Raw genomic sequence first — 23,428 nt, forward strand, 5'->3', positions numbered from 1 at the left:
ACTCGGGCCGGCTAGCAGGGAGGATTCAATAATGCAAGTCACTCGCAATAACGGATCGGCGCCGCATAGCGCCCCGAAAGACCTGCGGAATCATTGGACGGCGGCAGCGCCGGACGTGACTCGTTCGCGGTGGACCATCCAATAGACCGGCAGCCCGAGCAGCAGCAGCACGAGCCCCCAAAGATCGGCCTTCAGGCCAAGGCCATAGACCATCCACACGACGAACGCGGCGGCGATGGCGGCGGCGATCTTCAGCGGGATATCGTCCGGGAGCAGCCGCATCGCCGCCAGCGCGCAGGCGAGATAGGCGAGCATGCCGGAGGCGAGCGAGATCGAGGCGATGTCCTGGAACAGCTGCCCCATCGATCCGGTGTAATTCATCAGGGTGACGATGGTGACCAGCACGCCCGAGACGAGATGGGCGCGGGCGGGTGTGCCGCGCTTGCTTTCCTTGGCCAGCCAGGCCGGAAAGACACCGCCGCGCGCCATTGCCCAGGGCACTTCGCCCTGCAACAGGATGAAGCCGTTGAGCGCGCCGAACGCGCTGATCGCGGCGAACAGCGCGACGATCTCGGCGGTGCCAGGGCCGAAGCCGCGGCCGAGGAATTCGGCGATCGGGGAGGGCGAGGCAGCCGTGATCGCCGCCGGCATCAGGAACATCGTGGCAGCGGAGACCAGCACATAGACCAGGCCCGTCAGCACGGTGCCGATCAGCGTGACGCGTGGCACGATGGACGCGGCATTCTCCACCTTGTCGGCCGGGACGGTTGCGGACTCCACTCCGAGAAAGCCCCAAAAGGTGATCGCGGCCGCCCCGGCGATGGAGCCGGCACCGAGCGGAACCGGGGTATAGGGTGCGATGGCGCCGCTGCCGTCGCGCAGCAACAGCCACGCGGCGAGCAGGATCACCCCCAACAGCGGCAGAAGCTTCAGCACCGTTGTGACGAACTGGACCTTGCCGGCCAGCGCCACGCCGCGGATATTTACCGCGATCAGCCCCCAGATCGCCGCGAGCGCCGCGATGGCCGGCAGGCCCGGTGTCGATCCGAGCGCGGGAAAGATCAGGCTGAGCGCGCTGACCACGGCGACCGCAACGGCGGCATTGCCGCACCAGATCAGCACCCAGTAACTCCAGGCGACCGCGAAGCCCGCGGCCGGGCCGAAGGCGGCGCGGGTAAAGGCATAGGGCCCACCGGCGCAGGGCAGCTTCGCGCCGAGCCGGGCGAAGACGAACGCGAGGCACAGGGCGCCGCCGATCGTGACGAACCAGCCGATCATGCCGTTCCAGCCGAGCGGGGCGAGCGTCGCCGGCAGCATGTACACCCCCGAGCCGATCATGTTGCCGACGACGAGCGCGAGGCAGGTCCAGAAGCCCAGAGCGGCACGTGACGGCGGTATGGACATGCGAGCGATCTCCCGATCGCTCACTCTACGGCTTGATCGGCGGCGCGCACCATGTTTCTTGGGCGCCATCCCATGGCAAGCATCCCCCCCTCGCAATCGAACTGGCAGCCGACAAGCAGCCGCTGGCCGCCCCGCCTGATCGAGGCAGCGCTGGCGCTGCACGATAATGCGCTGTCCGTCGCCGAGCCGCTGTTGCGCGCGCACCTCAAGGAAGATCCGTTCGACGTCGCCGCGATCCGCATGCTGGCGGAGCTGGCGGGGCGGATCGGGCGCTACAAGGATGCAGAGACGCTCCTGCGCCGTGCGCTCGAGTTGTCGCCCGAATTCACCGCGGCCCGCGCCAATCTCGCCATTGCGCTTTACCGGCAGAACCGGCCGACGGAGGCCATCGCCGAGCTCGATCTCGTGCTCGACGACGAACCGGACAATCCCGGTCACGCCAATCTGAAGGCCGCGGCGCTCGGCCGCATCGGCGGCTTCGACGAGGCGATCGAGCTGTATGAGGCGGTGCTGGAAAGCGCGCCGAAACAGCCAAGGGTCTGGATGAGCTATGGCCATATGCTCAAGACGGTGGGGCGCCAGGCGGACGGCATCGCCGCCTATCGCCACGCGATCGCGCTGACGCCCGAACTGGGCGAGGCCTGGTGGAGCCTTGCCAATCTGAAGACGGTGAAGTTCGACGAAACCGATATCGCCGCGATGCAAGCGGCGCTCGGCCGTGACGACATCTCGGACGAGGACCGCTTTCACCTCGACTTTGCGCTCGGCAAGGCGTTCGAGGACCGGAAGCTGACCCAATTGGCGTTCGATCACTACGCTGCCGGCAATGCGTTGCGCCGGACGAAGATCGTCTATGACGCAGACGAGACCGCGGCGTTCGTCGCTCGCAGCCTGGCGCTCTTTACGCCCGACTTCTTCACCGCACGGGCAGGGCAGGGATATGACGCGCCCGACCCGATCTTCATCCTCGGTATGCCGCGCGCCGGATCGACTCTGGTCGAACAGATCCTGTCGAGCCATCCGCTGGTCGAGGGCACGTCCGAGTTGCCCGATATCCCCGCACTGGCGCGGCAAATCGCGGACTATCCGTCCGGAGTGGAGGCTTTGTCGCCGGTCCGCTTGCGCGCGATCGGCGAAGAATATCTCCGCCGCGCGAGCGTGCAGCGACGCACCGACCGCCCCTTCTTCATCGACAAGCTGCCCAATAACTGGGCGCATCTGCCGTTCATTCACCTGATCCTGCCCAAAGCGAGGGTCATCGATGCGCGGCGGCATCCGCTCGGCTGCTGTTTCTCCAACTTCAAGCAGCATTTCGCCCGGGGGCAGGCGTTCAGCTATTCGCTGGAGGATATGGGGCGCTATTACCGCGATTATGTGCGGCTGATGGCGCATGTCGATGCGGTGCTGCCCGGGCTGGTTCACCGCGTGATCTATGAGCGGATGGTGGAGGATACAGAGGCCGAGGTGCGGGCCCTGCTCGCCGCATGCGGACTCGATTTCGATCCGGCGTGCCTCGATTTCCACAAGACCGAACGGGCCGTGCGTACCGCCAGTTCGGAACAGGTGCGCCAGCCGATCTTCCGCGAGGGGACCGAGAGCTGGAAGCCATTCGAGCCGTGGCTCGATCCGCTAAAGGCGGCGCTCGGCGATGTCCTGACGCAATATCCGGACGCGCCCGTTCCCTTCTGAACGTTGCAAAACTGTCACGATGCGGCCGCGAAATGATTTTCCGTGCTTCGGCCGATTGACGGATGTTGCGAGTGCGAACAGCATCTTCCCAAACAAATAAAGTAGGGGCCTCACGATGCTTGTCACGAAGCGCAAACTCGCCGTCACTGCCTTGCTTGCATCCGTCGCGTGCACCGCGACGCCTGTCTTCGCGCAGTCTGCTCCGGCGGAGAGCCAGGAAACAGCCAACTACGACGACGAAGTGGTCGTGACCGCGCAGAAGCGTGAGGAGAATATCCAGGACGTGCCGATCAGCATCCAGGCGCTGGGCACGCGCAAGCTGGACCAGCTGAACGTCACCAACTTCGCCGAATATTCGCAACTGCTGCCATCCGTGTCGTTCCAGAGCCTCCAGCCTGGCCAGACCACGGTCTATATGCGCGGCGTCGCTTCGGGTGGTGATGGCAATCACTCGGGCTCGCTGCCCTCGGTGGGCGTCTATCTCGACGAGCAGCCGGTCACTACGATCGGCGGCACGCTTGACGTCCACGTTTATGATATCGCCCGGATCGAGAGCCTGGCCGGCCCGCAGGGGACCCTCTACGGCGCCTCGTCGGAGGCGGGCACGATCCGCATCATCACGAACAAGCCGGATACCAGCGGCTTCTATGGCCGCGTAGATGGCGAGGTGAACAGCGTTCACAAGGGTGGCGTGGGCGGCAAGGTGGAGGGCATGATCAACGCGCCCATCTCGCAGGACGTCGCGTTGCGCGTGGTCGGCTTCTACCAGAAGGACGCCGGCTACATCGACAATATCCCGGGATGCCGCAGCTTCCTGCCCGCGACCAATCCGCTTGGCTGTACGCCAAGCAATGGTGGCATCGTCGTCAACAACAGCGCGTTCGTGAAGAAGGACTATAATAAGTCGGAGATTTGGGGCGGTCGCGCCGCCCTGAAGATTGACCTGGATGACAATTGGACCGTGACTCCAGCGGTGATCTACCAGGATCAGCGCACGCATGGCAGCTATGGCTATGATCCGCGACTGGGCGATCTGAACGTCCAGCGCTTCTACCCGGAATATCGCCGTGATCGCTTCGTGCAGGCGGCGCTGACGATCGAAGGTAAGCTGGGCAACTGGGACATGACCTATGCCGGCGCATATCTCGATCGCAAAGCCTATCAGTCGAGCGATTACACCGACTATTCAGAGGCTTACGATTCGCTTTATGCTTCGGTTGGCGGCATTGCGGGCTATGCCTATTATGGGTTCAAGAACGCGGCGGGCGTCCCGGTCGATCCACGCCAAAATGTGATCGGCACCGATCACTTCAAAAAGATGAGCCAGGAATTTCGCGTCTCCTCGCCACAGGACGAGCGGTTCCGCGTCACCGCTGGTGTCTTCTACCAGCGGCAGAGCAACCTGATCCATCAGGACTACAAGATCGCGAACCTTGATCCCGCAATGTCAGTGAACGGGCATCCGGGCACCCTGTGGCTGACTCAGCAGCACCGCGTCGATAAAGATTATGCGATGTTCGGTGAGGCGAGCTTCGATATTACGCCGACGCTGACTTTCACGGCAGGCGGCCGCGCCTTCATCTATGACAACTCGCTGATCGGCTTTTTCGGATTCGGCCGCAATCCGGCCTTCGATCCGGATGATTTCGATCCGTTGCCGAATGCGGCCGGCAGCTCGCGTACCGGTGTGTCGGGATGCTTCACGACAACCGGCCAGGAACTGCGCGACAATCCGACTGGCACGCTACTTCCGGCGGCGGTCGCGGGTTCGCCTTGTACCAATCTCGGCACTTATGCGAGCGGCCAGGTCCGCCCCAAGACAACCCAGGGGCAAGGATTCACCCACCGGTTGAACCTTACCTGGAAACCGATCGAGGACGTGATGCTCTACGCGACGTGGTCGCGCGGCTTCAGGCCAGGTGGCATCAACCGGCGTGGAACAATTCCGCCCTATGCCGCTGACTATCTGACCAATTACGAGGCAGGCTGGAAGACGACGCTGGCCGGGGGCAAGCTGCGCCTGAATGGCGCCATCTATCAGCAGGAATGGAAGAAATTCCAGTTCTCCTTCCTCGGCCTGAATAGCTTCACCGAAATCCACAACGGTCCGGACGCGCGTATCCGCGGTGCCGAGGTCGATGCGAACCTGAATCTCGGTCAGCTGACACTCAGCGGGTCAGGATCGTATACCGACGCCAAGACGCTGAACAATCTGTGCGGATATGACGATCCGAGCTTCACCTGCACGGCGCCTGGGGCTGGCGGCCAGATCAACTATGTCGCTGCTGCGAAGGGGACGAGATTGCCGGTCACGCCGCGGTTCAAGGCGAATGCCACCGCGCGCTATTCGATCCCGATCGGCAACACCGCCAAGGCCTATGTCCAGGGCCTCGTCGCCTATCAAAGCTCCGCCGCGGCCGACATCCGGTCGAAGGTGTTCATCCTGGCGCTGCACGATGCGACGGATCCGGCGGTGGTGGCCGACCCCACAAGCTTCTACAACGCCGCAGCGGCGCTGGGGCGCCTGAGATCCTACACCACTGCCAATTTCGCGGCGGGTGCTGAGTTCGGCAATTATTCCTTTGAGCTGTTCGTGCAGAATGCGTTCGACGAGCGCGCTGAGATATCGCGTTTCCAGCAATGCGGCACCTGCATCCAGCGGCCCTATATCGTAACGGCCACGCCGCGCACGATCGGCGTGAGGGCCGGCGCCAAGTTCTGACCGCGGGCGGCGGGCTTTGGCCCGCCGCCGCTTTTTGCAATCGCCATAACCGCACCGAACAGCGCGAAGACGTGCATTGATACCGGTGTCATGCGCTGCCATAGTGATGTCGGGAAGGTCAGGATGGAACTGCCTCCCGCACGGGAGAGCATGTGTGACATTGGGCCATCGCTCGTCTTGGATCGCCCTGGGGCTGGCATTGGCGGCGGGCAGCGCCCGCGCCGAGGCAGCGCCCGATCCGACGGGGCTTCTGTTCCGCGTATCGGCCGATAACGGGCTGGTCGCCGAAAGGGCCGGGGGCGACGCCGAGCCGAATTTCCAGAGCAATGTCTCGATCGTGCCGACCGGCAAGGCGGGCGGCGCGATCCAGTGGCAGGACGATGGCTATGTCGCATGGCGGGCGCCCGGCAACATCCTGGCTGAGCGCGGCACGCTCTCCTTTTTCTGGCGCCCGCGCACGCCGGTCGGCGAGGCGCCGTTCGTGCTGTTCCGCGTCGGCTTCGCGGATCATTCGAGCTGGGACATGGCGTTCCTGCGCATCGACTGGAACGGCCACGGCTTCGACGCCTTCGTCACTGACGCCAATCTGGCCCGGAGCCGCGTATCGTTCAGCATCGATCGGCTGCCCGCGCCGGACGAATGGACACACATTGCCTTTGCCTGGGACGAGGGCGTCGGCGTGCGGCTGTTCGTCGATGGCCGGGAGGTCGCGCGCAAGGACGGCGCGGCGGATCTCGATGCCGGGCTCGACCAGTTCGGCCTGGCCGGGCGGATCATCGCCCCGCATCAGGTGCAGAGCCGCTATAATTTCATGCGCGGCAGCGATGTCGACGAGATCCGCGTGTATGATCGCATGCTCGCCGCCGCGGATGTCGCTGCCCTGGCCGGCACTGGCGAGCCGGCCGCCGCACCGGTGCCGGCGCAATCGACGCGCCGCGCGGCGTGGCTTCACCGCTTCGGCTGGGACAGGGGCGCCCCGCCGGCACTGACCAGCCAGACCACCGCTATCCGCAAGATCGCATTCGCCGATGCGAAGGATCTCAAGCAGTGGAACTGGAAAGGCGTCGACGGCATCCCGGAGACGACCTGGCCGGGCGTCTATAATCGATCGCGGCTGCCGGGCCGGAACGACTATTTCCCGCTGCCGGACTGGAATACCTATGTCGAAGGCGGCAAGGCCTATGACCTGACTTTGCCCCCGGGCGAGCGGTTCAACCGGGTCGAGATCCGGGGCGCGGCCTATGGTGCGCTGGGTTGGTCCAGCGACGGCGTTTCCTATGCACCGCTCGCGAAGCGGCCACAGGGCGAAGTGCGCAGCGTCGACAGCTTCGCACCCAGGATCGGCGGCCATTTGCGCTTCGCCAATACGGCACAGGAGACCCCGATCCAGGAAATCTGGGCCTATGACGTGTCCGACGCGGCGGAGCCGGCGGGCAGCTTCAAACTCAGCTACACCGTCCAGGCGAGCGCGGCCCCGGCCTTCGCGGCGTTATCGTCGCTCAACGCGTATATCGCGGGCCGCTATGCGCCCGACGAACGCACGACGGTGGTGGCCTTGCCGGCCGGCGCTTCGGCCGGGCGCGCTGCCGCGGGCGCGGGGAACGCGGCTGCGACCGAGGCGGCGGCACGCGCAGCCGACAGTGCGCCGATCGTCCATGTGCTGATTCCGTCCGGTTTCGGTGAGGCCTTTGCCGGGCGGCCGGCGGCGCGCTCCTGGAATTATGGCTGGGAGAATGTCCATGAAGGTCTCGACGGCATCGCGCTCGATCTTCCGGCGCTGCAGGCGACGCCGGGCAAGGATGGGCTGATCGCGCTCAACATCCGCGTGAAGGATCCGATCTGGCCCGGTCGCGACATGATCGACGTGTCGGTCTCGGTCCGGCCCGGACAGAAGCGGACCATCTGGCTCGATCTGCGCGACCGCATCCTGACGGACGACAGCCTGTTCCTCAGCGTCGCCTCGGCCGCGCCCGATTTCGGGGCTGCGTCGCTGGACGGGATGAACGTCCGGCTCGTGTTCAAGGACCGGGCGGTGGCGCTGCCCGAGCATGTCGCTGACCGCTTCACCCAGGTGAAGGACAATTGGGGCTCCCTGGTCGAGGAACATACCTCTTCGAAGCGCGCTGGCCTGTACCGCCGCCTTTATGCCGACATCTCCGATCTGTTGCGGGTCGATCCCGATCATGTCGAGGGGCGGCGCTATTGGGCCGATATCAGTTATGGCGACCAGAATTTCCCGACCTTCAGCCAGCCGGTAGCACCGGCCGGCGTGCCGCTATGGGCGTTTCGCCAGCTCGAGGACCTGAAGCTGGTCCGCCGCTTCGTGACCTGGTGGATCGATCATCGGCAGGTGCCCTATGGCGATTTCGGCGGCGGCATTTCCGACGATACCGATCTGGTGCAGCAATGGCCGGGCCTCGCGCTGATGGGCGTCGAGCCGGACAAGATCAACGCGTCCGTCCGGGCGCTGTCCGACGCTGCCTATGCCAATGGCATGGTCACCAACGGCCTGGGCACGATCACCACTGACGAGCTGCACGCCTATGAGGAAGGGCTCAACAGCGACGCCCAGCGGCTCTATCTCAACTGGGGCGAGCCCAAAGCGGTCGAGCGGCTGATGGCGACGACGCGCGCCTTGCAAGGCGTGATCCTGAAGAACCCGGCCGGGCATCTGCACTTCGCCAGCAACTGGTATGGCGGGACGAAGATGTACCGCGAGGGGCCGTGGGAATGGCAGAAGCCCTATAGCTTCACCGTGATGCACGGCCCAGTGCTGCTGGGGTTGTACAATGGCAGCCCGGCGGCGCGGGCGCTGGTGACGGGCGTCACCGACGGATGGATGGCGCATGGCAAGCAGGATGCGCAGGGGCAGTGGAGCTACCCCAACGAAATCAACTGGCGCAGCGATGCCGAGCGCGTCGGCGATGGCGGCGGCGTATCGACGCCGATCCAGTCGGCCTGGTCGTCATGGCGCTTCACCGGCGACGAGAAATATCTCCGCCCGGTGCGGTCGCGCGCAGCGAAGAACGGCCCCGGATCGCTCGCCGATCTGAACGAGAATGTCGTTGAACTGCTCGGGGGCGGGCAGGACTGGGCCAAGGCCCTGACCGCGAAGGCGGCGGGCGGCGGCGCCTTCGAACGCTATACCGCGTGGAACGCGACCGGCGATACCAAATGGCTCGACGCGCTGCATGCCGATGCAATCGAGGACAAGGCGCAGCACGACTATATGTATACCGAAGGGCATTGGTGGTCCGACCGGGTCGATCAGCCCAACGAGATATTGCAGCGCGAACGGCTGGGCGGCGTCGCGTTGCGCCGCAACCAGACCTGGCCGGGCAACAGCGTCAGCTGGCGCTTCGCCGAGCAGGGCGCGGCGGAGCAGGTCGCGATCCTGGTGCCGGGGGCAACGCCGGGCAAGTTCAAGGTAATCGCCTGGAACAGCAGCGGCCGTCCACAACATGTCGACATGACCGCGTGGAACGTGACCGCGGGGCGCTGGACGATGAAAGGCGCCGCCGGAACGCGCGAGATTCAGCTGGAGCGGAGCGCATCGATCCCGCTGGTCTTCGCGCCGGGCGAGACTGTCTTCGAATTCGCACTCAAGACGCCGGGCCTGCCGACGGAGCAGCGCGCCGATCTCGGGATCGGGACTGACGATGTGGTGGTGGCGAAGCGTAAAGTCACGCTCACGGTGCATAGCCTGGGCGCCCTGGATGCGGATGGCGGCTCCGTGATGCTGGAAGACGGGGCGGGCAGGGTGCTCGCCACCGCCCCGGTGCCCCCACTGGCCGCACCGCTCGATCTGTTGCCGAAGACGGCGACGGTGAAGCTCGCCCTTCCGGCCGGCGCCGTGCGTGTGCGCGTCGCCCTGGCGGGAGGCGCGGCAGAGACGACGTTGCTCAACAATGTCGTGGCTCTGCCGGCACGATGACGAACGGCACGGAAACCGGCATCAATCGCCGCGATGCGCTGAGCGCAGCCCTCGCCGGCACGGCTGCCGCGCTGCTTCCCACCGAAGCGCAAGCGCAGGCGCGCGATGGTCCGGCGGACTGGCGTCGCGGGTACGACAATCAGCGCATCGCCGATCTCGGCGATGGCCGCTTCCTCAACCCACTCATCGCCGGCGACCATCCCGATCCCGCCATCCTGAAGGACGGCGCCGATTATTACATGACCTTTTCCAGCTTCGATTCCTATCCGGGGGTGCCGATCTGGCATTCGCGCGATCTGGTGAACTGGCGGCCGCGCGGCGCTGCGCTCACGCGGAATATCGGATCGGTCTGGGCGGTCTCGCTCGAGAAGCATGACGGCCGTTACTTCATCTATATCCCGACCAAGGCCGCGCCCAACTCGATCTGGGTGATCTGGGCCGATCATATCGACGGCCCGTGGAGCGATCCCATCGATCTCGGCCTGCACCGCCATATCGATCCCTGCCACGCCGTGGGCGAGGACGGATCGCGCTGGCTGTTCCTGTCGGGCGGCGACCGCATCCGGCTGAGCGACGACGGGCTGTCGACGGTGGGCAAGGTCGAGCATGTCTATGATCCGTGGCGCTATCCGGACGACTGGGACGTGGAGGGCTTCTCGCCCGAAGGACCGAAGCTGGTCCGCCATGGCGGGTGGTTCTACATGATCACCGCGGTGGGCGGCACCGCCGGGCCGCCGACCGGGCATATGGTGATTGCGGCGCGGTCGCGCTCGATCCACGGCCCGTGGGAGAATTGCCCGCACAATCCGCTCGTCCGCACCGTGGACAATGCCGAGCAATGGTGGTCGCGCGGCCATGCCTCGCTGGTCGAGGCGCCGGATGGCAGCTGGTGGTCGGTCTATCACGGTTTCGAGAATGGCTTCTGGACGCTCGGCCGCCAGGCTTTACTCGATCCGATCGAATGGACCGCTGAGGGGTGGTTCAGGATGACCGGGGGCGATCTGTCCAGACCGATCGCCAAGCCGAAGGGTGGCACGGCGGGGCCGCATGGCCAACCGATGTCGGACGATTTCAGCACGCTGGCGCTCGGGCGCAAATGGAATTTCTTCAAGCCGGGGCCGATGGAGCAGGCGCGGGCGCGCACGGAAAAGGCTGCCCTGATCCTGAAGGCCAGCGGCACCGCGCCGGTCGATTCCTCGCCGCTGCTGCAGATCGCGGGCGATCCGGCTTATCAGTTCGAATGCGATATCGAGATTGCGCCGGGCGGTACCGCCGGGCTGGTGCTGTTCTATGACGAGAAGCTCTATTGCGGGCTTGGTTTCGACGCCGAGCGGTTCGTCACGCATCAATATGGCATCGAACGCGCCCGCCCGGCCAATCCCTACGGCCGACGCCTGCGGATGCGGATCGCCAACAAGCGCCATATCGTGGCGATCCACACCAGCGGAGATGGCGGCCGGACCTGGACGCGGTTCGATCGCGGCATGGAGGTGTCGGGCTATCACCACAATGTGCGTGGCGGTTTCCTGATGCTGCGGCCCGGGCTCTATTCGGCCGGCGCCGGCGAGGCGCGCTTCAGCGACTTCACTTACCGCGCGCTTTAGCGGCTCACGCCAGGCCCTGAGTCCTCGCCCAGGCGATGAACAGCTCGGGCCAGGCCTCGACCGGTTTGCCGATCGTCTTGCGCAGGCCGAAGCCATGACCGCCATTGGTGAAGAGATGCGTTTCGACCGTGACGCCCTGCGCTTTCAACGCAGCGCGGAATTGCACGCTGTTCTCGACGGGCACGGTCGCGTCGTCCTCGGCATGAAGCAGGAAGCAGGGCGGCGTCTGCCTGGTGACATTATTGGCCGGTGAATGCGCCCGCTCGATATCGGGACCGGCATTCCGCCCGATCAGTTGCTCGCGCGATCCGGCATGGGCGGTGGGGAGCGTCATCGACTGGACGGCGTAGATCGGCGCCGCCACGAACGGACGCGCGCTCAGGCGGTCGGCGTCATCGATCGGATCATAGGTTTGCGCCGCGAAGCGCGTGGCCAGATCGGCGCAGAGATGCCCGCCGGCTGAAAAGCCCATGGCGGCCACCCGGGCGGGATCGATCGCGAAATCCCGCGCGCGCGATCGGATCAGGCGCATCGCCCGCTGTGAATCGGACAGGGCGACGTCAGGCCCGGCCTTCCAGCCGTCGCCGGGCAGGCGATAGAACAGCACGAACACGGTATAGCCGCGCGCGCTGAGCCAGCGGCCGATCTCATAACCCTCCTTGTCGATCACGATCCGGCGATAGGCACCACCCGGCATCGCCAGCACGGCGGCGCCATTCGGGATGCGCGGCCGGAACACCACCAGGCGCGGGCGCAGTATGCCCTGCACGGCGCGATCGGGCAGGTCCGGGTCGGTGCTGCGCTCTTCCACCGTCTCGACCGGCGGCACCGCGGGCATGCCCGGCGCGCCATTCGGCCACAGATCGATCGTCTCGACCGGATCCGGCAGACCGCCAACCGCGGGTTCGCCCGGCCTCGCCGGAGGCGGCGTCTGCGCCCGGGTGCTGGCCGCGATGCCCGCGGCGAGGGTGCCGAGGATCAGGCTGCGACGATCGAACATGGAACCTCCCGAAAAAGAAACGGAAGCCGCCCGATTGGGCAGGCGTCCGTCAGGTTAGTCCAAGGGGGGATGGACTTACATCTTCACGCGCGCACCGAGGAGGATAGTGCGGCCGAAGTGATTATTCTCATAGTTTCGATTGGCGTCGAGATCGGTGTAGCGATACCGATATTCGTCGGTCAGGTTCACGCCCTCGACCGAGACTTCGAGCCATTCGGTGAAGCGATACCGCACAGAAGCGTCGACATTGACCGTCGATGCATAGCCTTCGAAGACGTTGCCGGTCGCGCTATTGGCATCGACATAGGGGCCGCGATAGCTGACCGATCCGCGAGCGCTGAACTTCTTGTCCTCATAATAAAGCGTGCCGTTGAACGCTTTCTTGGAGAGACCGAACAAGGTGCCGGTGCGCGTCGATGTTACGTTAGGGCCGATCGCGCCAGCGGATGTATTTGCCACCACGATCGGGCCGGAAACGGTGTAGGGGGCGGTGGAGCGGATGAAAGTGGCGTTCGCGATCGCGCCGAAATTCGACAGGAAACCAGGCAGGAACTTGAACGGTGCTTGCACCGAAAGTTCGATGCCCTTCAGGCTGGCGCCTGTGCCGTTGACCGACTGACTGATCGTCCAGAGCTGTCTCTCGGGATCGACGGCGGCTGGCGAACCGGGCGGAATGATTGAGAGCGGCAGGCCGGTCGAGGCATACGTTCCCTGGTTTGTTCCCGGAACCGGGAAACTCTGGACATCCTTCTTGAACACCGCGACCGAGGCGATCGAGCCGGGCGCGAAATACCATTCGACCGCGAGATCATAGGCCGTGGCGCGGAACGGATCGAGCAGCGGGTTGCCGAAGGTGACCCGGTAGTTGAAGCCGTCTACGGTACCGCCCGGCGTCAGGTTGCCGAGCGTCGGTCGCGTGATCACCTGGGCGATCGCGCCGCGTATGATCACATTGTCGAGCGGGAAGACGGCCACGTTCATCGACGGCAGCCAGTCGTCATAGGATCGCTTCACCAGCGCGGGCGTATTGACCAGAACGGTGTTCACGGTCGACTGTGAAATACCGGTCGAGGTCTGATCGGTTTTCACATAACGCATGCCGGCATTGAGCGCGTAGCGCAGGCCGAAAAGTTCGCCCTTCGCATCGAACTGCAGGTAACCGCCCGTGACCTTCTCGACCACGCCGCGCGTGTTGCTGACGTCTACCGCCGGTGTGCGGCCGTAAAGCCCGGTATATTGCGCCGCCGCGTCGATGTTCGGGATCACCCAGCTGCTGGTGCTGCCCGCCGATTGGCCGGCATCGCCGAGGTTCACGATCTCCGAGAGCGCTGGCGTCGCGGCATAGCCGTAGACCGCAGTGGGCCCGAACAAGGACGTGGGCGAGCAGGTGATCGTTCCGAGTACCCGGTCCTTGCCGCCATTGCCGCAGACGACCGTGTCGCGAGTGAAACCGACCGTGTCGAAGCTGAACCGGCGATACACGCCGCCGGCCTTGATCTTGAAGTCTTCGGTGACATCCCACTCGGCGCGGAGCTGCGCCGTGCGGAACTTGTTGACCGTGCTCGATGGCCGGTCGCGGATCTCGGCCAGCTGGAAGTTCGACGGATCGGTGACGCTGGTGCCGAACGTCAGCGTCGGGCTCTCCATGTTGGTATAATCATATTTGTAACCCTGCGCGTCGCGATCGTCATAGACGAAGGTGGTTTCGACCGGGATGGTCGCGTCGGATTTCGATATGCCGCCCAGCAGGGTAAAGCGCAGATTATCGGTGACATCCTGGTCCCAACTGCCGCCGACCTGGTAGAATTCGGTCTGCGACTTGCGCAGATAATGCTCGGTGCGGACCCAGGCATCGTTGAGCGTCGCCGAGATCATGTTGTTGTTGCCGTCATAGACCGGATTGACCACGTCGATCGACCGCTCGTTGCTGCGCAACAATACCTCGGCCCATTTCTCCTCGCGGTCTTCCTTGAAGCGCGAATAGAGGCCGTCGATCGAAACCTTGGTGGAGTCGGTCGGCGCGAACTGGATGCTGCCAGTCACGCCGAGACGTTCGCGGCGATGTTCGATCTCGCCATAGCGCGGGATGCGCGGGTGGAAGGCGAGGGTTGCCTTGTCGCAGGCGGCATTCTGGAAATAGGTGCCACCTGAATTGGGGCGAGGTGTCGTCGGGATGGTCGGGGCACCTACGTCAGTATTGTAGAAGCACGGCGTTCCATTGACCGAATCGAACCGTGCCTGGGACCAGCGAACGCTGTTGTTGCCCAGTTCCAGCGTATCGAGCTTCGAATAGGCCGCGGAAAGCGACGCGCCGAACGTGCCGGAATCGTTCCGCCAGGACAGCAGCCCCGCGACGCGCGGGCCGACCGTGTCGCTGAGATCATTGTACGAGGCCTGCCCCGAAAGGGCGCCCGAGAAACCGCGCTTGCCGCCGAGCGGGTTGCCTGTGTTGAGATCGACGACCGCGCCGAGCGAGCCTTCGTCGAGCGACGCTTCGGCCGTTTTGTGGACGACCAGCGAGCTGAATAGCTCAGAGGCGAACACGTTGAAATCGAAGGCGCGGTCGCGATTGGCGCTGGCGCCGTCGGTCGAGGTCGCGACCGTTTCCATGCCGTTGACCCGGACGCGCGTGAATTGCGCGCCGAGGCCGCGAACGGTGATGGCGCGGCCTTCGCCGCCGTCGCGCTGGATCGAGATGCCCGGGATGCGCTGAAGCGATTCGGCCAGATTCTGGTCGGGGAATTTCGCGATGTCTTCCGCGACGATCGCATCGACCGCCGAAACCGACTCGCGCTTCAGCGAAATCGCTTTTTCCAGCGACTGGCGAAAGCCGGTGACGACGATATCCTGCCCGACGTCTTCGTCGATCTGTGGAGCGGCTTGCTGTGCCGGGGCCGGCTCGCCCGCAATCGCTGTGGCGGGCGGAACGCCGTCGGATGCCTCGCGGGCGTTCGCGCCGACGGGCAGCAGCAGCCCGATCGCCAGTGCCCCGATCGAGGCGCCCGCGATGCCGCGACGAAATGCGCCCCTCGACGCGTTAACCGGATACCCCATCATCCCACTCCCCAATCCTGCGTCGCTTTGCGACGTTGTTGACACCGGTTGCCGATCGAGGCGGTTCAAACCGGCCAGATCGTCCTTCCGAAATCCGAAGAGAGTGGGGCCAGCAGTGTGGCCATGCGCTTCCTCCCCGGTACCGACCGGTCTGTGCCGATCTTCATGCCCGCAATTTGTCCGCTTTGGTAACCGGTGTCAATGGGTCATCAAAGCGATCCGATCGGGTCGCGAAAAAGCGGGAACGCGAAGATATTCCGGGGCGATATGAGCGGATCTCACGGCCGCCGGGGGCGAATCAGGTGCCCGGCTGGATGTACGGAATGCGCGCGAAGAGTTCGCGTTGCCATTGGCGCGGGTCCCGCTCGATCCGGCTGCGCGCGTCGAAGATCATCGTCGCGCGATCGATCAGGTCATAGACGGGCCAAGCCGGCTGGCCGGGACGATGGGGATCGCCGGTGCGGGCGAAGGCGACGAAGCTTTCCTGCATCGCGGACGAGGCGGCCAGCGCATCTGCTGCCGTGCCGGTCTGCGAACCAGCCGCGTCGAGCGTGCCGAAGACGAGGGGGATATCCATGGTATGGAAGGCGCCGCGCCGTGGATCGGTGCGCGAGGCGAAGTCGAGCTGATAGACCCAGGTCCTGGTCCGCGCCTGCGCCCGGGCCTCCGACTCGATCACCTGGCCGCGCCAGCTCCGGCCCGCAGTCGTCGCGGCGTAGAATATCTCGGTCGGGGACCATGCGGGGAATTTCGCGCGATATTGGGTCACGACCCATTCGGGCAGCACGTCGATGCGCAGCTCGGGTGCCAGGCGCTCGGCGAGATTGGCCCAGTCCAGCGTCCGCACCCGCGGCGAATCCGGGGGGAGGAAGGCGCGCGTCTCGTCATGCGTGTTGCCCAGGATCATCGGAATCGCGTTGGATTGCGGATTGGCATCCGGCCAGAACGGGTGGCGGACCAGCCATTTCATGTCGAGCACCGGCCCGAAATAGACGCCGCCGCCGAGAATCGGATCGGTCGCGTCGAGCGCGTCGACCAGTCGTGCCACCGGTGTCGTCGCCAGGGCGGAGATGTCGGTGATGCCGAGCCGGGCGAGATACGCCTCGGCGCGCCGGGTGGCGTTGAGCGGGCCGGATGCGGTCACCTGCTGTCCGCTCATCGTCGCGGCGCGGTGGAACAGGCCCTGCGCCGCCGGCATGCCCATCATCGTCGCGATCTTCGCGCCGCCGCCAGACTGGCCGAACACCATCACCCGGGAGGGATCGCCGCCGAACGCCGCGATATTGTCGCGGATCCATGTGAGCGCCAGGATCAGGTCGAGTTGCCCCGCATTGCCGCTGTCGGGAAAGCGCGGGTCTAGGCGCGCCAGATAGAGATAGCCGAGCGCGTTGAGCCGGTGGTTGACGGTCACGATCACGACATCGCCCCGCGCGGCGAGCGCCTGCCCATCATTGAGCGGATCGGTGCCGCTGCCGTTCGAATAAGCGCCGCCATGGATATAGACCATGACCGGCTTCCTGGCTGCCGGCACGGCCTCCGCAGTCCAGATGTTGAGGAACAGGCAGTCCTCGCTTTGCGTGCCGTAACGGTCGTCGCGCTGCGGCGCGACGGGGCCGAAGGCGTCGGCGACGATCGTCTCGCCGGGCCGGGCGACGGGCCGGGGCGCTTGGAAGCGTTCGGCGGTGCCGTAGCGAATGCCGCGAAAGGCCAGCACGCCGCGATCGGGTGTGCCGACGAAACGGCCCGATGGAGCCTTGACCTGGGTCGATTGCCCGGCCCGCGCCGCGCCGGCGAAGATCAGCGCAGCACCGGCGCCGATCACGCCGCGCCGGGACAGGCCGTCAGCGGCGGACATCCAGCCCGCCAGCGAGATAGGCGTCGATGTCCGCCTGGCGAAACAGCGACGCATCGCCCGGCAGCGAATGCTTGAGCGCGGTGAGCGCCAGGCCGGTGCGTGCCGCCGCCGCCATATCGCCGCCGCTGCGCAACGCGTGGAGCACACCGACCGCGAAGGCATCGCCCGCGCCGATCCGGTCGACGATCCCCGCCAGCAGGACTTCGTCGGTCTGGGCATGTTCGGTACGGCCGTCGATTCGTGCCGAAAGACGATGGCGGTCGGCATCCTCGACATGGCGCGCGGTGGAAGCGATCAGCTGAAGCTTCGGGAAGGCGGCAAAGGCGGCCGCGGAGGAAGCCTGGCGGCGATCCTCGCCGTCGCCGCCAAAATCACGGCCGAGCAGCAGGGTGATGTCGCGGTGATTGCCGAACAGGATATCGGCATGTGCGACCAGCCTGTTCAGCACGCCGCGCGGATCGCTGTCCCAGCGCTCCCACAGGCGCGCGCGGTAATTGCCGTCGAACGAGACCGGCACGCCGCGCGCGGTCGCCGCTTCGGCGGCCGCGATGGCGGCTTCGGCCGGGATCGGGCCAAGGGCAGGGGTGATTCCCGAGAGATGCAGCCGGTCAGCCCCGGCGAGCAGCCTGTCCCAGTCCCACGCGCCGGCGGGCGCCTCGGCGAAGGAGGAACCGGCACGATCATAGACCACATCGGTTGCGCGCATGCCGGCGCCGCTGGTGACGAAATACAGCCCCATCCGTTCGCCGCTGAAGCTGATGCCCGAACAATCGACGCCGTTGGCGCGCATGCCGGCAATGGCGGCGCGGCCGAGATCATTGTCGGGTACGGCGCTGGCCATCGCCACATCATGGCCGAGCCGGGCCAGGCCGCTCGCGACATTCGCCTCGGCACCCGCGATCCACACGTCGAGCTTGGGTGTCTGGAGCAACAGCTCGCGGCCCGGGGGCGAAAGGCGGAGCATGATCTCGCCGAATGCGACAAACCTGGTCATTGGACTCCCGTTCTTGCGCTGGCCCCGGCCTCGCCGAAGCGCTCCGCTCCCTCTGAAGGAAAGCGCGGGGCCTCGACAAGCTCAAGTCGAACGGAAGATGATCTCATCGCGCCAGCCAGCCGCCATCCACGGCTAGGATATGACCCTGGACATAATCGGCGGCCGAGGAGGCGAGGAACACGGCCGCACCGCCGAGATCGCGCGCATCGCCCCAGCGCGCGGCCGGGATTCGGTCGAGGATCGCGCGGTTACGTGTCTCGTCGGCCTGGAGCGCGGTCGTGTTGTTGGTCGCGATATAGCCCGGCGCGATCGCGTTGACGTTGACGCCCTTCGCCGCCCATTCGTTGGCGAGCAGTTTGGTTAGTCCGCCGATGCCCGATTTGGACGCGGTATAGCTCGGCACGCGGATGCCGCCCTGGAAAGTGAGCATCGACGCGATGTTGATGATCTTGCCGCTGGCCCCGGTCTCCTGATGGCGTGCGATCATGTGGCGGCCGGCGGCCTGGCACAGGAAGAACACCGATTTCAGGTTGGTGTCGATCACCGCATCCCAATCCTGCTCGGTGAAATCGACTGAATCGGCGCGACGGATGATGCCGGCATTGTTGACCAGGATGTCGAGCCGGCCGAGCTTCTCCAGCGTTTCGTCGATCACCCGCTGGACCGGTTCGATGGTCGAGAGATCGGCGGCGATGATCTCGGCGCGCCGGCCCATGGAGCGGGCTTTGGCCACGGTCTCCGTCGCGGGCGTGCGGCCAACGGCAGCGATATCGGCGCCGGCAGCGGCAAGGGCGAGGGCGATCGCCTGGCCGATGCCGGTATTGGCGCCGGTGACGATGGCCACCTTGCCGGTGAGATCGAAGGGGTCGGTCATCTCGCTTCTCCCCGTCCCGCTTGCGGAAGGGCTGGTGGGCTCGCGCTTTCCGCGAGCGGATCGATCGGGGCGGTCGGGCGCCCCGCCCGGAGCATTCAGGCCAGCTGACAGATATCCAGCACGTTCATGTCGGTATAATCCTGGTTCTCGCCGGCCATCGCCCAGATGAAGGCATAGGCCTTGGTGCCGGATCCCATATGGATCGACCAGGGCGGGCTGATCACCGATTCCTCGTTGCCGACGACGATGTGCCGCATCGCTTCGCCTTCGCCCATGAAGTGCATGACGCGGTCATTGGGGCCGTCGAGTTCGAAGTAGAAATAGATCTCGCTGCGGCGCTCGTGGATGTGCGGCGGCATGGTGTTCCACACGCTGCCCGGCTTGAGCACCGTCAGGCCCATGACGAGCTGGGCCGAATCGCACACGCCGGGGATCACGAGTTGGAAGATGGTGCGCTCGTTCGATTCCTCGAGACTGCCGCGCTCGAGCGCATTCGCATCGGCGATCGAGAGCTTCCGCGTGACGAAGCCTTTGTGCGCCGGGCAGGAAGCGAGATAGAAACGCGCACCGGCGCCGGAGAACACGACGTCCCTGGCCCCCATGGTGACGTAGAGGCAGTCCTTGTTGCCAAGCGTGAAGCTCTCGCCATCGACGGTAACGACGCCGTCGGTCTTGCCGACATTGACGATCGCCAGCTCGCGCCGTTCGAGGAACGGATGGCCGACGGCCGAGGCAGGCTCAGTCTGGTCGGGCAATTTGACCGGCGCGTCCGCCACCTCGACGCCGCCGATCACGAAGCGGTCGGCATGGGTGTAGTTCAGGACGCATTCGCCCGCGCGAAACAGGCCCTGGATCAGATAGCGGTCGCGCAGTTCGTCGTTCGAGACGCACTCCATCATATCCGGGTGCGTGGCATAATAGGTGCGATCGAACATTGGAGTCCCTCCTGCTGCGCCGTGGCCGCGCATGATTCTTCCCGGAAACGGTAACCGGTGTCAGCCGGTTCCGCAACACTCAGTCGCGCGGCGGCGCGACCGAACCGCGGCGGATCAGGGTCGATCGGAACATCGACGGCTCCTCCACCATTTCGTCGCCGTCAGCGGTGAGCTTCAGTGCGGCCGACCGCGCCATGGAGATGATCGGCCAGCGTACCGTGGTCAGCGGCGGCCAGATATGCGCGGCGATCGGCGTATCGTCGAAACCGATGATCGAAAGGTCGCGCGGCACGTCGATCCCGCGCTGGCGCGCAGCGTGCAGCACGCCGGCCGCCATCTCGTCGTTGCAGGCGAAGATAGCCGTCGGACGGGGCATCAGGTCCAACAGGCGGTCGGCTGCCATCACGCCGGATTCGAAGGTATAATTCCCTTCCGCGATCATCGAGCGGGGCAGGGTGATCTTGGCGCTGGTCAGCGCCTGTTCGAAGCCCATCCGCCGTTCGCGCGCCGAGCGGAATCCGTGGGGCCCCAGCACCAGGCCGATACGCTTGTGCCCCTGATCGATCAGGTAGTCGACCGCAGCGGTCACCGCCTCGCTGTCGTTCGACGCGACCATATGGGCCGGATCGTCGAGCTCGGCCGAGCCCATACGGACATAGCGGCAGCCGATATCGTTGCAGAGCCGGGCGAGCTGATCGTTCTCGCTGACCGGTGGCAACAGGACCACGCCGAACAGCCGCTGCCGCTCCAGGAAATTGCGGACGTCGTCGAGCATCGTCGCCGATCCGCGGTCGATCGGGCGGACGACCAGCTCGAATTCCGTGCCGTGCAGCGATTCGAGAATGCCCTGCTGGACGTTCATCACCATCTGCGCGTTCGGATTGTCGTGGATCAGCCCGATCAGGAAGTTACGGCGAAGCGCCAGGGCGCGCGCCTGTGGGTTCGGGACATAGCCGAGATTGGCGATCACCCCTTCGACGTGCTTGCGCGTGTCGTCGCTGAGCAGTGGCGACCGGTTGATGACGCGGCTCACCGTCTTCTTGGAGACGCCCGCGATACGCGCGACGTCGTTGATCGTCGGGAGGCCGGTCTTTTGCATCATTCGCTGGCATAGCGCCTATCGCGGCAAATCGCCAAGCGCGCCGTCCGGTCTTCGAGTGGCCCTCGCGAACGCCCGGTCCTTGTCATTGACACCGGTTTACCTTACGGTCCAAAGAACAGCGAAGACAGCGCGTGCGGGGAGGGTTGCCAGGGTGGGTTCCACCGATTTCGCCCATGAAGTGGGTCATATTGCACGATCGTTCGTCGACGCACGTCGCGCCGGCCGGGCGCTGCCCGATTATCCGGGGACGGTGCCGGTGGCGCTGGCCGACGCCTATGCCGTGCAGGATGCCGCGATCGCGCTGAACGAGGCCGAGATCGGCGGCTGGAAGGTCGGCCGGATCAATCCGCCGATCGATGGGGTCGACCGGCTGGCCGGGCCGATCTTCACCCGCCAGATCGTCACGGCCGGCGCCGAGCCAGTCGCCATGCCGGTGTTCGTCGGCGGCTTCGCTGCGGCCGAGGCCGAGTTTCTCTTGCGGATCGGCGCCACCCCGCCGGCCGGCAAGACTCGCTTCACGCATGCCGAAGCGGCGGCACTGATCGATGCGGTGCATGTGGGAATCGAGATTGCGAGCTCCCCGCTCGCCGCGATCAATGACCTCGGCGCGGCGGTGACGGTTTCCGATTTCGGCAACAATAACGGCCTCGTCATCGGCGCGGCGATTCCCGACTGGCGGAATGCGGATATCGATTCATGGCCGCTCACCGTCTCGATCGACGGGCGGGTCGTCGGCACCGGCAAGGCAGCCGACATGCTCGACGGGCCGATCGGCGCGGCACGGTTCCTGTTCGAGCTGATGGCGGCGCGAGGGATCATCCTCAAGCCGGGTCAATGGATTTCGAGCGGCGCGGTGACCGGTGTCCATGGCGTCGCGATCGGCGACCATATCCAGGCCCGATTCGGCGCTGAACTTGCCGTGGAATGCACCATAAAGGCCTCATAAGGGGCCGTCCGGGAGAGTATGATGGCTGAATCGACGATGCCGGAAGTCGCGAACGCAGCGGCGAGCCGGATGGGCCGCTACCGCTGGGTGATCTGCGGGCTTCTGTTTGCCGCCACCGCGATCAACTATGTCGACCGGCAGATGATCGGGGTGCTCAAGGCGCCGATTTCGGCCGATCTCGGCTGGAGCGAGACCGACTTCGCGACCGTCATCATCTGGTTCCAGCTGGCCTATGCGATCGGCTATGTCAGCTTCGGCTGGATCATCGACCGGATCGGTGCGCGCATCGGCTATTCGATTGCCTTCATCATCTGGACGCTCGGCCACACGCTATGCGGCTTCGCCGGTAGCGCGGCGCAATTCTCCGCGGCGCGGTTCGTGCTCGGCATCGGGGAATCGGGCAACTTCCCGGCCGGCATCAAGGCAGTGTCGGAATGGTTTCCGGCCAGGGAGCGGGCGCTCGCAACCGGCATCTTCAACGCGGGGGCGAATATCGGTGCGGTGGTGACGCCGGCGCTCGTGCCTTTCATCGTGGTCACGCTTGGGCTCGGCTGGCGGATGGCGTTCATCATCACCGGTGCGGCGAGCCTCGTCTGGCTGGTCGCCTGGATCGTCATCTACCGGCGCCCGCGCGAGCAGCCGCGGCTCTCCACCGAAGAACTCGCCTATATCGAGAGCGATCCGGCCGACCCGGCGGAGAAGATCGGCTGGCTGCGCCTGCTCGGCTATCGCGAAACCTGGGCCTATGCCCTGGGCAAGTTCCTGATCGATCCGATCTGGTGGCTCTTCCTGTTCTGGACGCCGGATTTCCTGTCCAAGACCTATCATCTCGATCTCAAGAGCTTCGGCCCGCCGCTGATCGTGATCTATCTCATCTCCGATCTGGGCAGCGTTGCCGGCGGCTGGTCATCCTCGGCGATGATGAAGCGCGGCGTTTCGGCGAATGTCGCGCGCAAGCTGACGATGCTCGTTTGCGCCTTTCTGGTCATGCCGATCTTCTTCGCGCAATATGTCGACAATCTCTGGCTGGCCGTCTGCATCGTCGGCCTCGCCACCGCGGCGCACCAGGCCTTCTCCGCCAATCTCTACACCATCCCGTCGGACATGTTCCCGCGCGGTGCGGTCGGCTCGGTGGTCGGCATCGGCGGCACGGTCGGCGCGATCGGCGGCATGGGGATGGCGTGGTTCACCGGCTACATCCTGCAGACGACGGGCAGCTACACGCTGATCTTCGCGGTGGCGGGCAGCGTCTATCTGGTCGCGGTCGGCGTAGTGCATCTGCTGTCGCCCAGGCTGGCCCGGGTCCGGCAATAGG

14 protein-coding genes are annotated in these 23,428 nt (G+C 65.4%); 6 read left to right on the forward strand and 8 right to left on the reverse strand.

Annotated elements, in window-relative coordinates; translation table 11 throughout:
* Window positions 1–90 precede the first annotated feature (90 nt).
* A complete protein-coding gene (locus U1769_RS09105; protein ID WP_332714907.1) occupies window positions 91–1,404 on the reverse strand; it encodes an amino acid permease in 1,314 nt (437 codons plus the stop codon).
* Between the two features lie 72 nt (window positions 1,405–1,476).
* On the opposite strand from U1769_RS09105, the gene U1769_RS09110 reads away from it, so the two are divergent.
* The 4 genes from U1769_RS09110 to U1769_RS09125 all read left to right on the forward strand — a co-directional run bounded on the left by U1769_RS09110 (window position 1,477) and on the right by U1769_RS09125 (window position 11,353).
* Window positions 1,477–3,093, forward strand: coding sequence for a tetratricopeptide repeat-containing sulfotransferase family protein (locus tag U1769_RS09110; RefSeq protein ID WP_332714909.1), 1,617 nt, complete (start codon window positions 1,477–1,479; stop codon window positions 3,091–3,093).
* Between the two features lie 115 nt (window positions 3,094–3,208).
* Window positions 3,209–5,815, forward strand: a complete 2,607-nt coding sequence (locus tag U1769_RS09115) for a TonB-dependent receptor (RefSeq protein ID WP_332714911.1) — start codon at window positions 3,209–3,211, stop codon at window positions 5,813–5,815.
* A gap of 154 nt (window positions 5,816–5,969) precedes the next feature.
* Entirely contained in the window at window positions 5,970–9,749 is a 3,780-nt protein-coding gene (locus U1769_RS09120; RefSeq protein WP_332714913.1) for a LamG-like jellyroll fold domain-containing protein, read from the forward strand.
* Window positions 9,746–11,353 carry a family 43 glycosylhydrolase gene (locus U1769_RS09125; RefSeq protein ID WP_332714915.1) on the forward strand — a complete coding sequence of 536 codons (1,608 nt, stop codon included), beginning with the start codon at window positions 9,746–9,748 and terminating at the stop codon, window positions 11,351–11,353. The genes U1769_RS09120 and U1769_RS09125 overlap by 4 nt, the downstream gene beginning before the upstream one ends.
* 4 nt (window positions 11,354–11,357) lie before the next feature.
* Here U1769_RS09125 and U1769_RS09130 read toward each other — a convergent pair whose 3' ends face one another.
* The 7 genes from U1769_RS09130 to U1769_RS09160 all read right to left on the reverse strand — a co-directional run bounded on the left by U1769_RS09130 (window position 11,358) and on the right by U1769_RS09160 (window position 21,164).
* Entirely contained in the window at window positions 11,358–12,353 is a 996-nt protein-coding gene (locus U1769_RS09130; protein WP_332714917.1) for an alpha/beta hydrolase, read from the reverse strand.
* A 75-nt stretch (window positions 12,354–12,428) separates the two neighbouring features.
* Window positions 12,429–15,407: a TonB-dependent receptor gene (locus U1769_RS09135; protein ID WP_443030320.1), complete on the reverse strand. Its 2,979-nt coding sequence runs from the start codon at window positions 15,405–15,407 to the stop codon at window positions 12,429–12,431.
* Between the two features lie 298 nt (window positions 15,408–15,705).
* A complete protein-coding gene (locus tag U1769_RS09140) occupies window positions 15,706–17,262 on the reverse strand; it encodes a carboxylesterase/lipase family protein (protein WP_332714921.1) in 1,557 nt (518 codons plus the stop codon).
* Window positions 17,249–18,256, reverse strand: coding sequence for a sugar kinase (locus U1769_RS09145; RefSeq protein WP_332714923.1), 1,008 nt, complete (start codon window positions 18,254–18,256; stop codon window positions 17,249–17,251). Before U1769_RS09145 ends, U1769_RS09140 begins: the two co-directional genes overlap by 14 nt.
* Window positions 18,257–18,359: 103 nt before the next feature.
* On the reverse strand, window positions 18,360–19,130 hold the full coding sequence (kduD, locus tag U1769_RS09150) for a 2-dehydro-3-deoxy-D-gluconate 5-dehydrogenase KduD (protein WP_332714925.1): 771 nt from the start codon (window positions 19,128–19,130) through the stop codon (window positions 18,360–18,362).
* Between the two features lie 95 nt (window positions 19,131–19,225).
* Window positions 19,226–20,065: a 5-dehydro-4-deoxy-D-glucuronate isomerase gene (gene kduI, locus U1769_RS09155; RefSeq protein ID WP_332714927.1), complete on the reverse strand. Its 840-nt coding sequence runs from the start codon at window positions 20,063–20,065 to the stop codon at window positions 19,226–19,228.
* Between the two features lie 79 nt (window positions 20,066–20,144).
* The gene (locus U1769_RS09160) at window positions 20,145–21,164 is read right to left on the reverse strand and encodes a LacI family DNA-binding transcriptional regulator (RefSeq protein WP_332714929.1); all 1,020 of its coding nucleotides are present in this window, start codon (window positions 21,162–21,164) and stop codon (window positions 20,145–20,147) included.
* 181 nt (window positions 21,165–21,345) lie between these two features.
* On the opposite strand from U1769_RS09160, the gene U1769_RS09165 reads away from it, so the two are divergent.
* Complete coding sequence (locus tag U1769_RS09165) at window positions 21,346–22,113, forward strand: 2-keto-4-pentenoate hydratase (protein ID WP_332714931.1); 768 nt, start codon at window positions 21,346–21,348, stop codon at window positions 22,111–22,113.
* A gap of 21 nt (window positions 22,114–22,134) precedes the next feature.
* Window positions 22,135–23,427: an MFS transporter gene (locus U1769_RS09170; protein WP_332714933.1), complete on the forward strand. Its 1,293-nt coding sequence runs from the start codon at window positions 22,135–22,137 to the stop codon at window positions 23,425–23,427.
* The last annotated feature ends 1 nt before the right edge of the window (window position 23,428 follow it).

The sequence above is a fragment of the Parasphingomonas zepuensis genome (assembly GCF_036663735.1).
In the GTDB taxonomy this organism is placed as follows: Bacteria; Pseudomonadota; Alphaproteobacteria; order Sphingomonadales; family Sphingomonadaceae; genus Sphingomonas.

Excerpts from the sequence above, each read along its gene's own strand:
- U1769_RS09105 (WP_332714907.1), bottom strand. The coding sequence starts at position 1,404 with ATGTCCATACCGCCGTCACGTGCCGCTCTGGGCTTCTGGACCTGCCTC.
- U1769_RS09145 (WP_332714923.1), bottom strand. The coding sequence starts at position 18,256 with ATGACCAGGTTTGTCGCATTCGGCGAGATCATGCTCCGCCTTTCGCCC.
- U1769_RS09125 (WP_332714915.1), top strand. The coding sequence starts at position 9,746 with ATGACGAACGGCACGGAAACCGGCATCAATCGCCGCGATGCGCTGAGC.
- U1769_RS09170 (WP_332714933.1), top strand. The coding sequence starts at position 22,135 with ATGGCTGAATCGACGATGCCGGAAGTCGCGAACGCAGCGGCGAGCCGG.
- U1769_RS09140 (WP_332714921.1), bottom strand. The coding sequence starts at position 17,262 with ATGTCCGCCGCTGACGGCCTGTCCCGGCGCGGCGTGATCGGCGCCGGT.
- U1769_RS09110 (WP_332714909.1), top strand. The coding sequence starts at position 1,477 with ATGGCAAGCATCCCCCCCTCGCAATCGAACTGGCAGCCGACAAGCAGC.
- U1769_RS09160 (WP_332714929.1), bottom strand. The coding sequence starts at position 21,164 with ATGCAAAAGACCGGCCTCCCGACGATCAACGACGTCGCGCGTATCGCG.
- kduI (WP_332714927.1), bottom strand. The coding sequence starts at position 20,065 with ATGTTCGATCGCACCTATTATGCCACGCACCCGGATATGATGGAGTGC.
- kduD (WP_332714925.1), bottom strand. The coding sequence starts at position 19,130 with ATGACCGACCCCTTCGATCTCACCGGCAAGGTGGCCATCGTCACCGGC.
- U1769_RS09135 (WP_443030320.1), bottom strand. The coding sequence starts at position 15,407 with ATGGGGTATCCGGTTAACGCGTCGAGGGGCGCATTTCGTCGCGGCATC.
- U1769_RS09130 (WP_332714917.1), bottom strand. The coding sequence starts at position 12,353 with ATGTTCGATCGTCGCAGCCTGATCCTCGGCACCCTCGCCGCGGGCATC.
- U1769_RS09115 (WP_332714911.1), top strand. The coding sequence starts at position 3,209 with ATGCTTGTCACGAAGCGCAAACTCGCCGTCACTGCCTTGCTTGCATCC.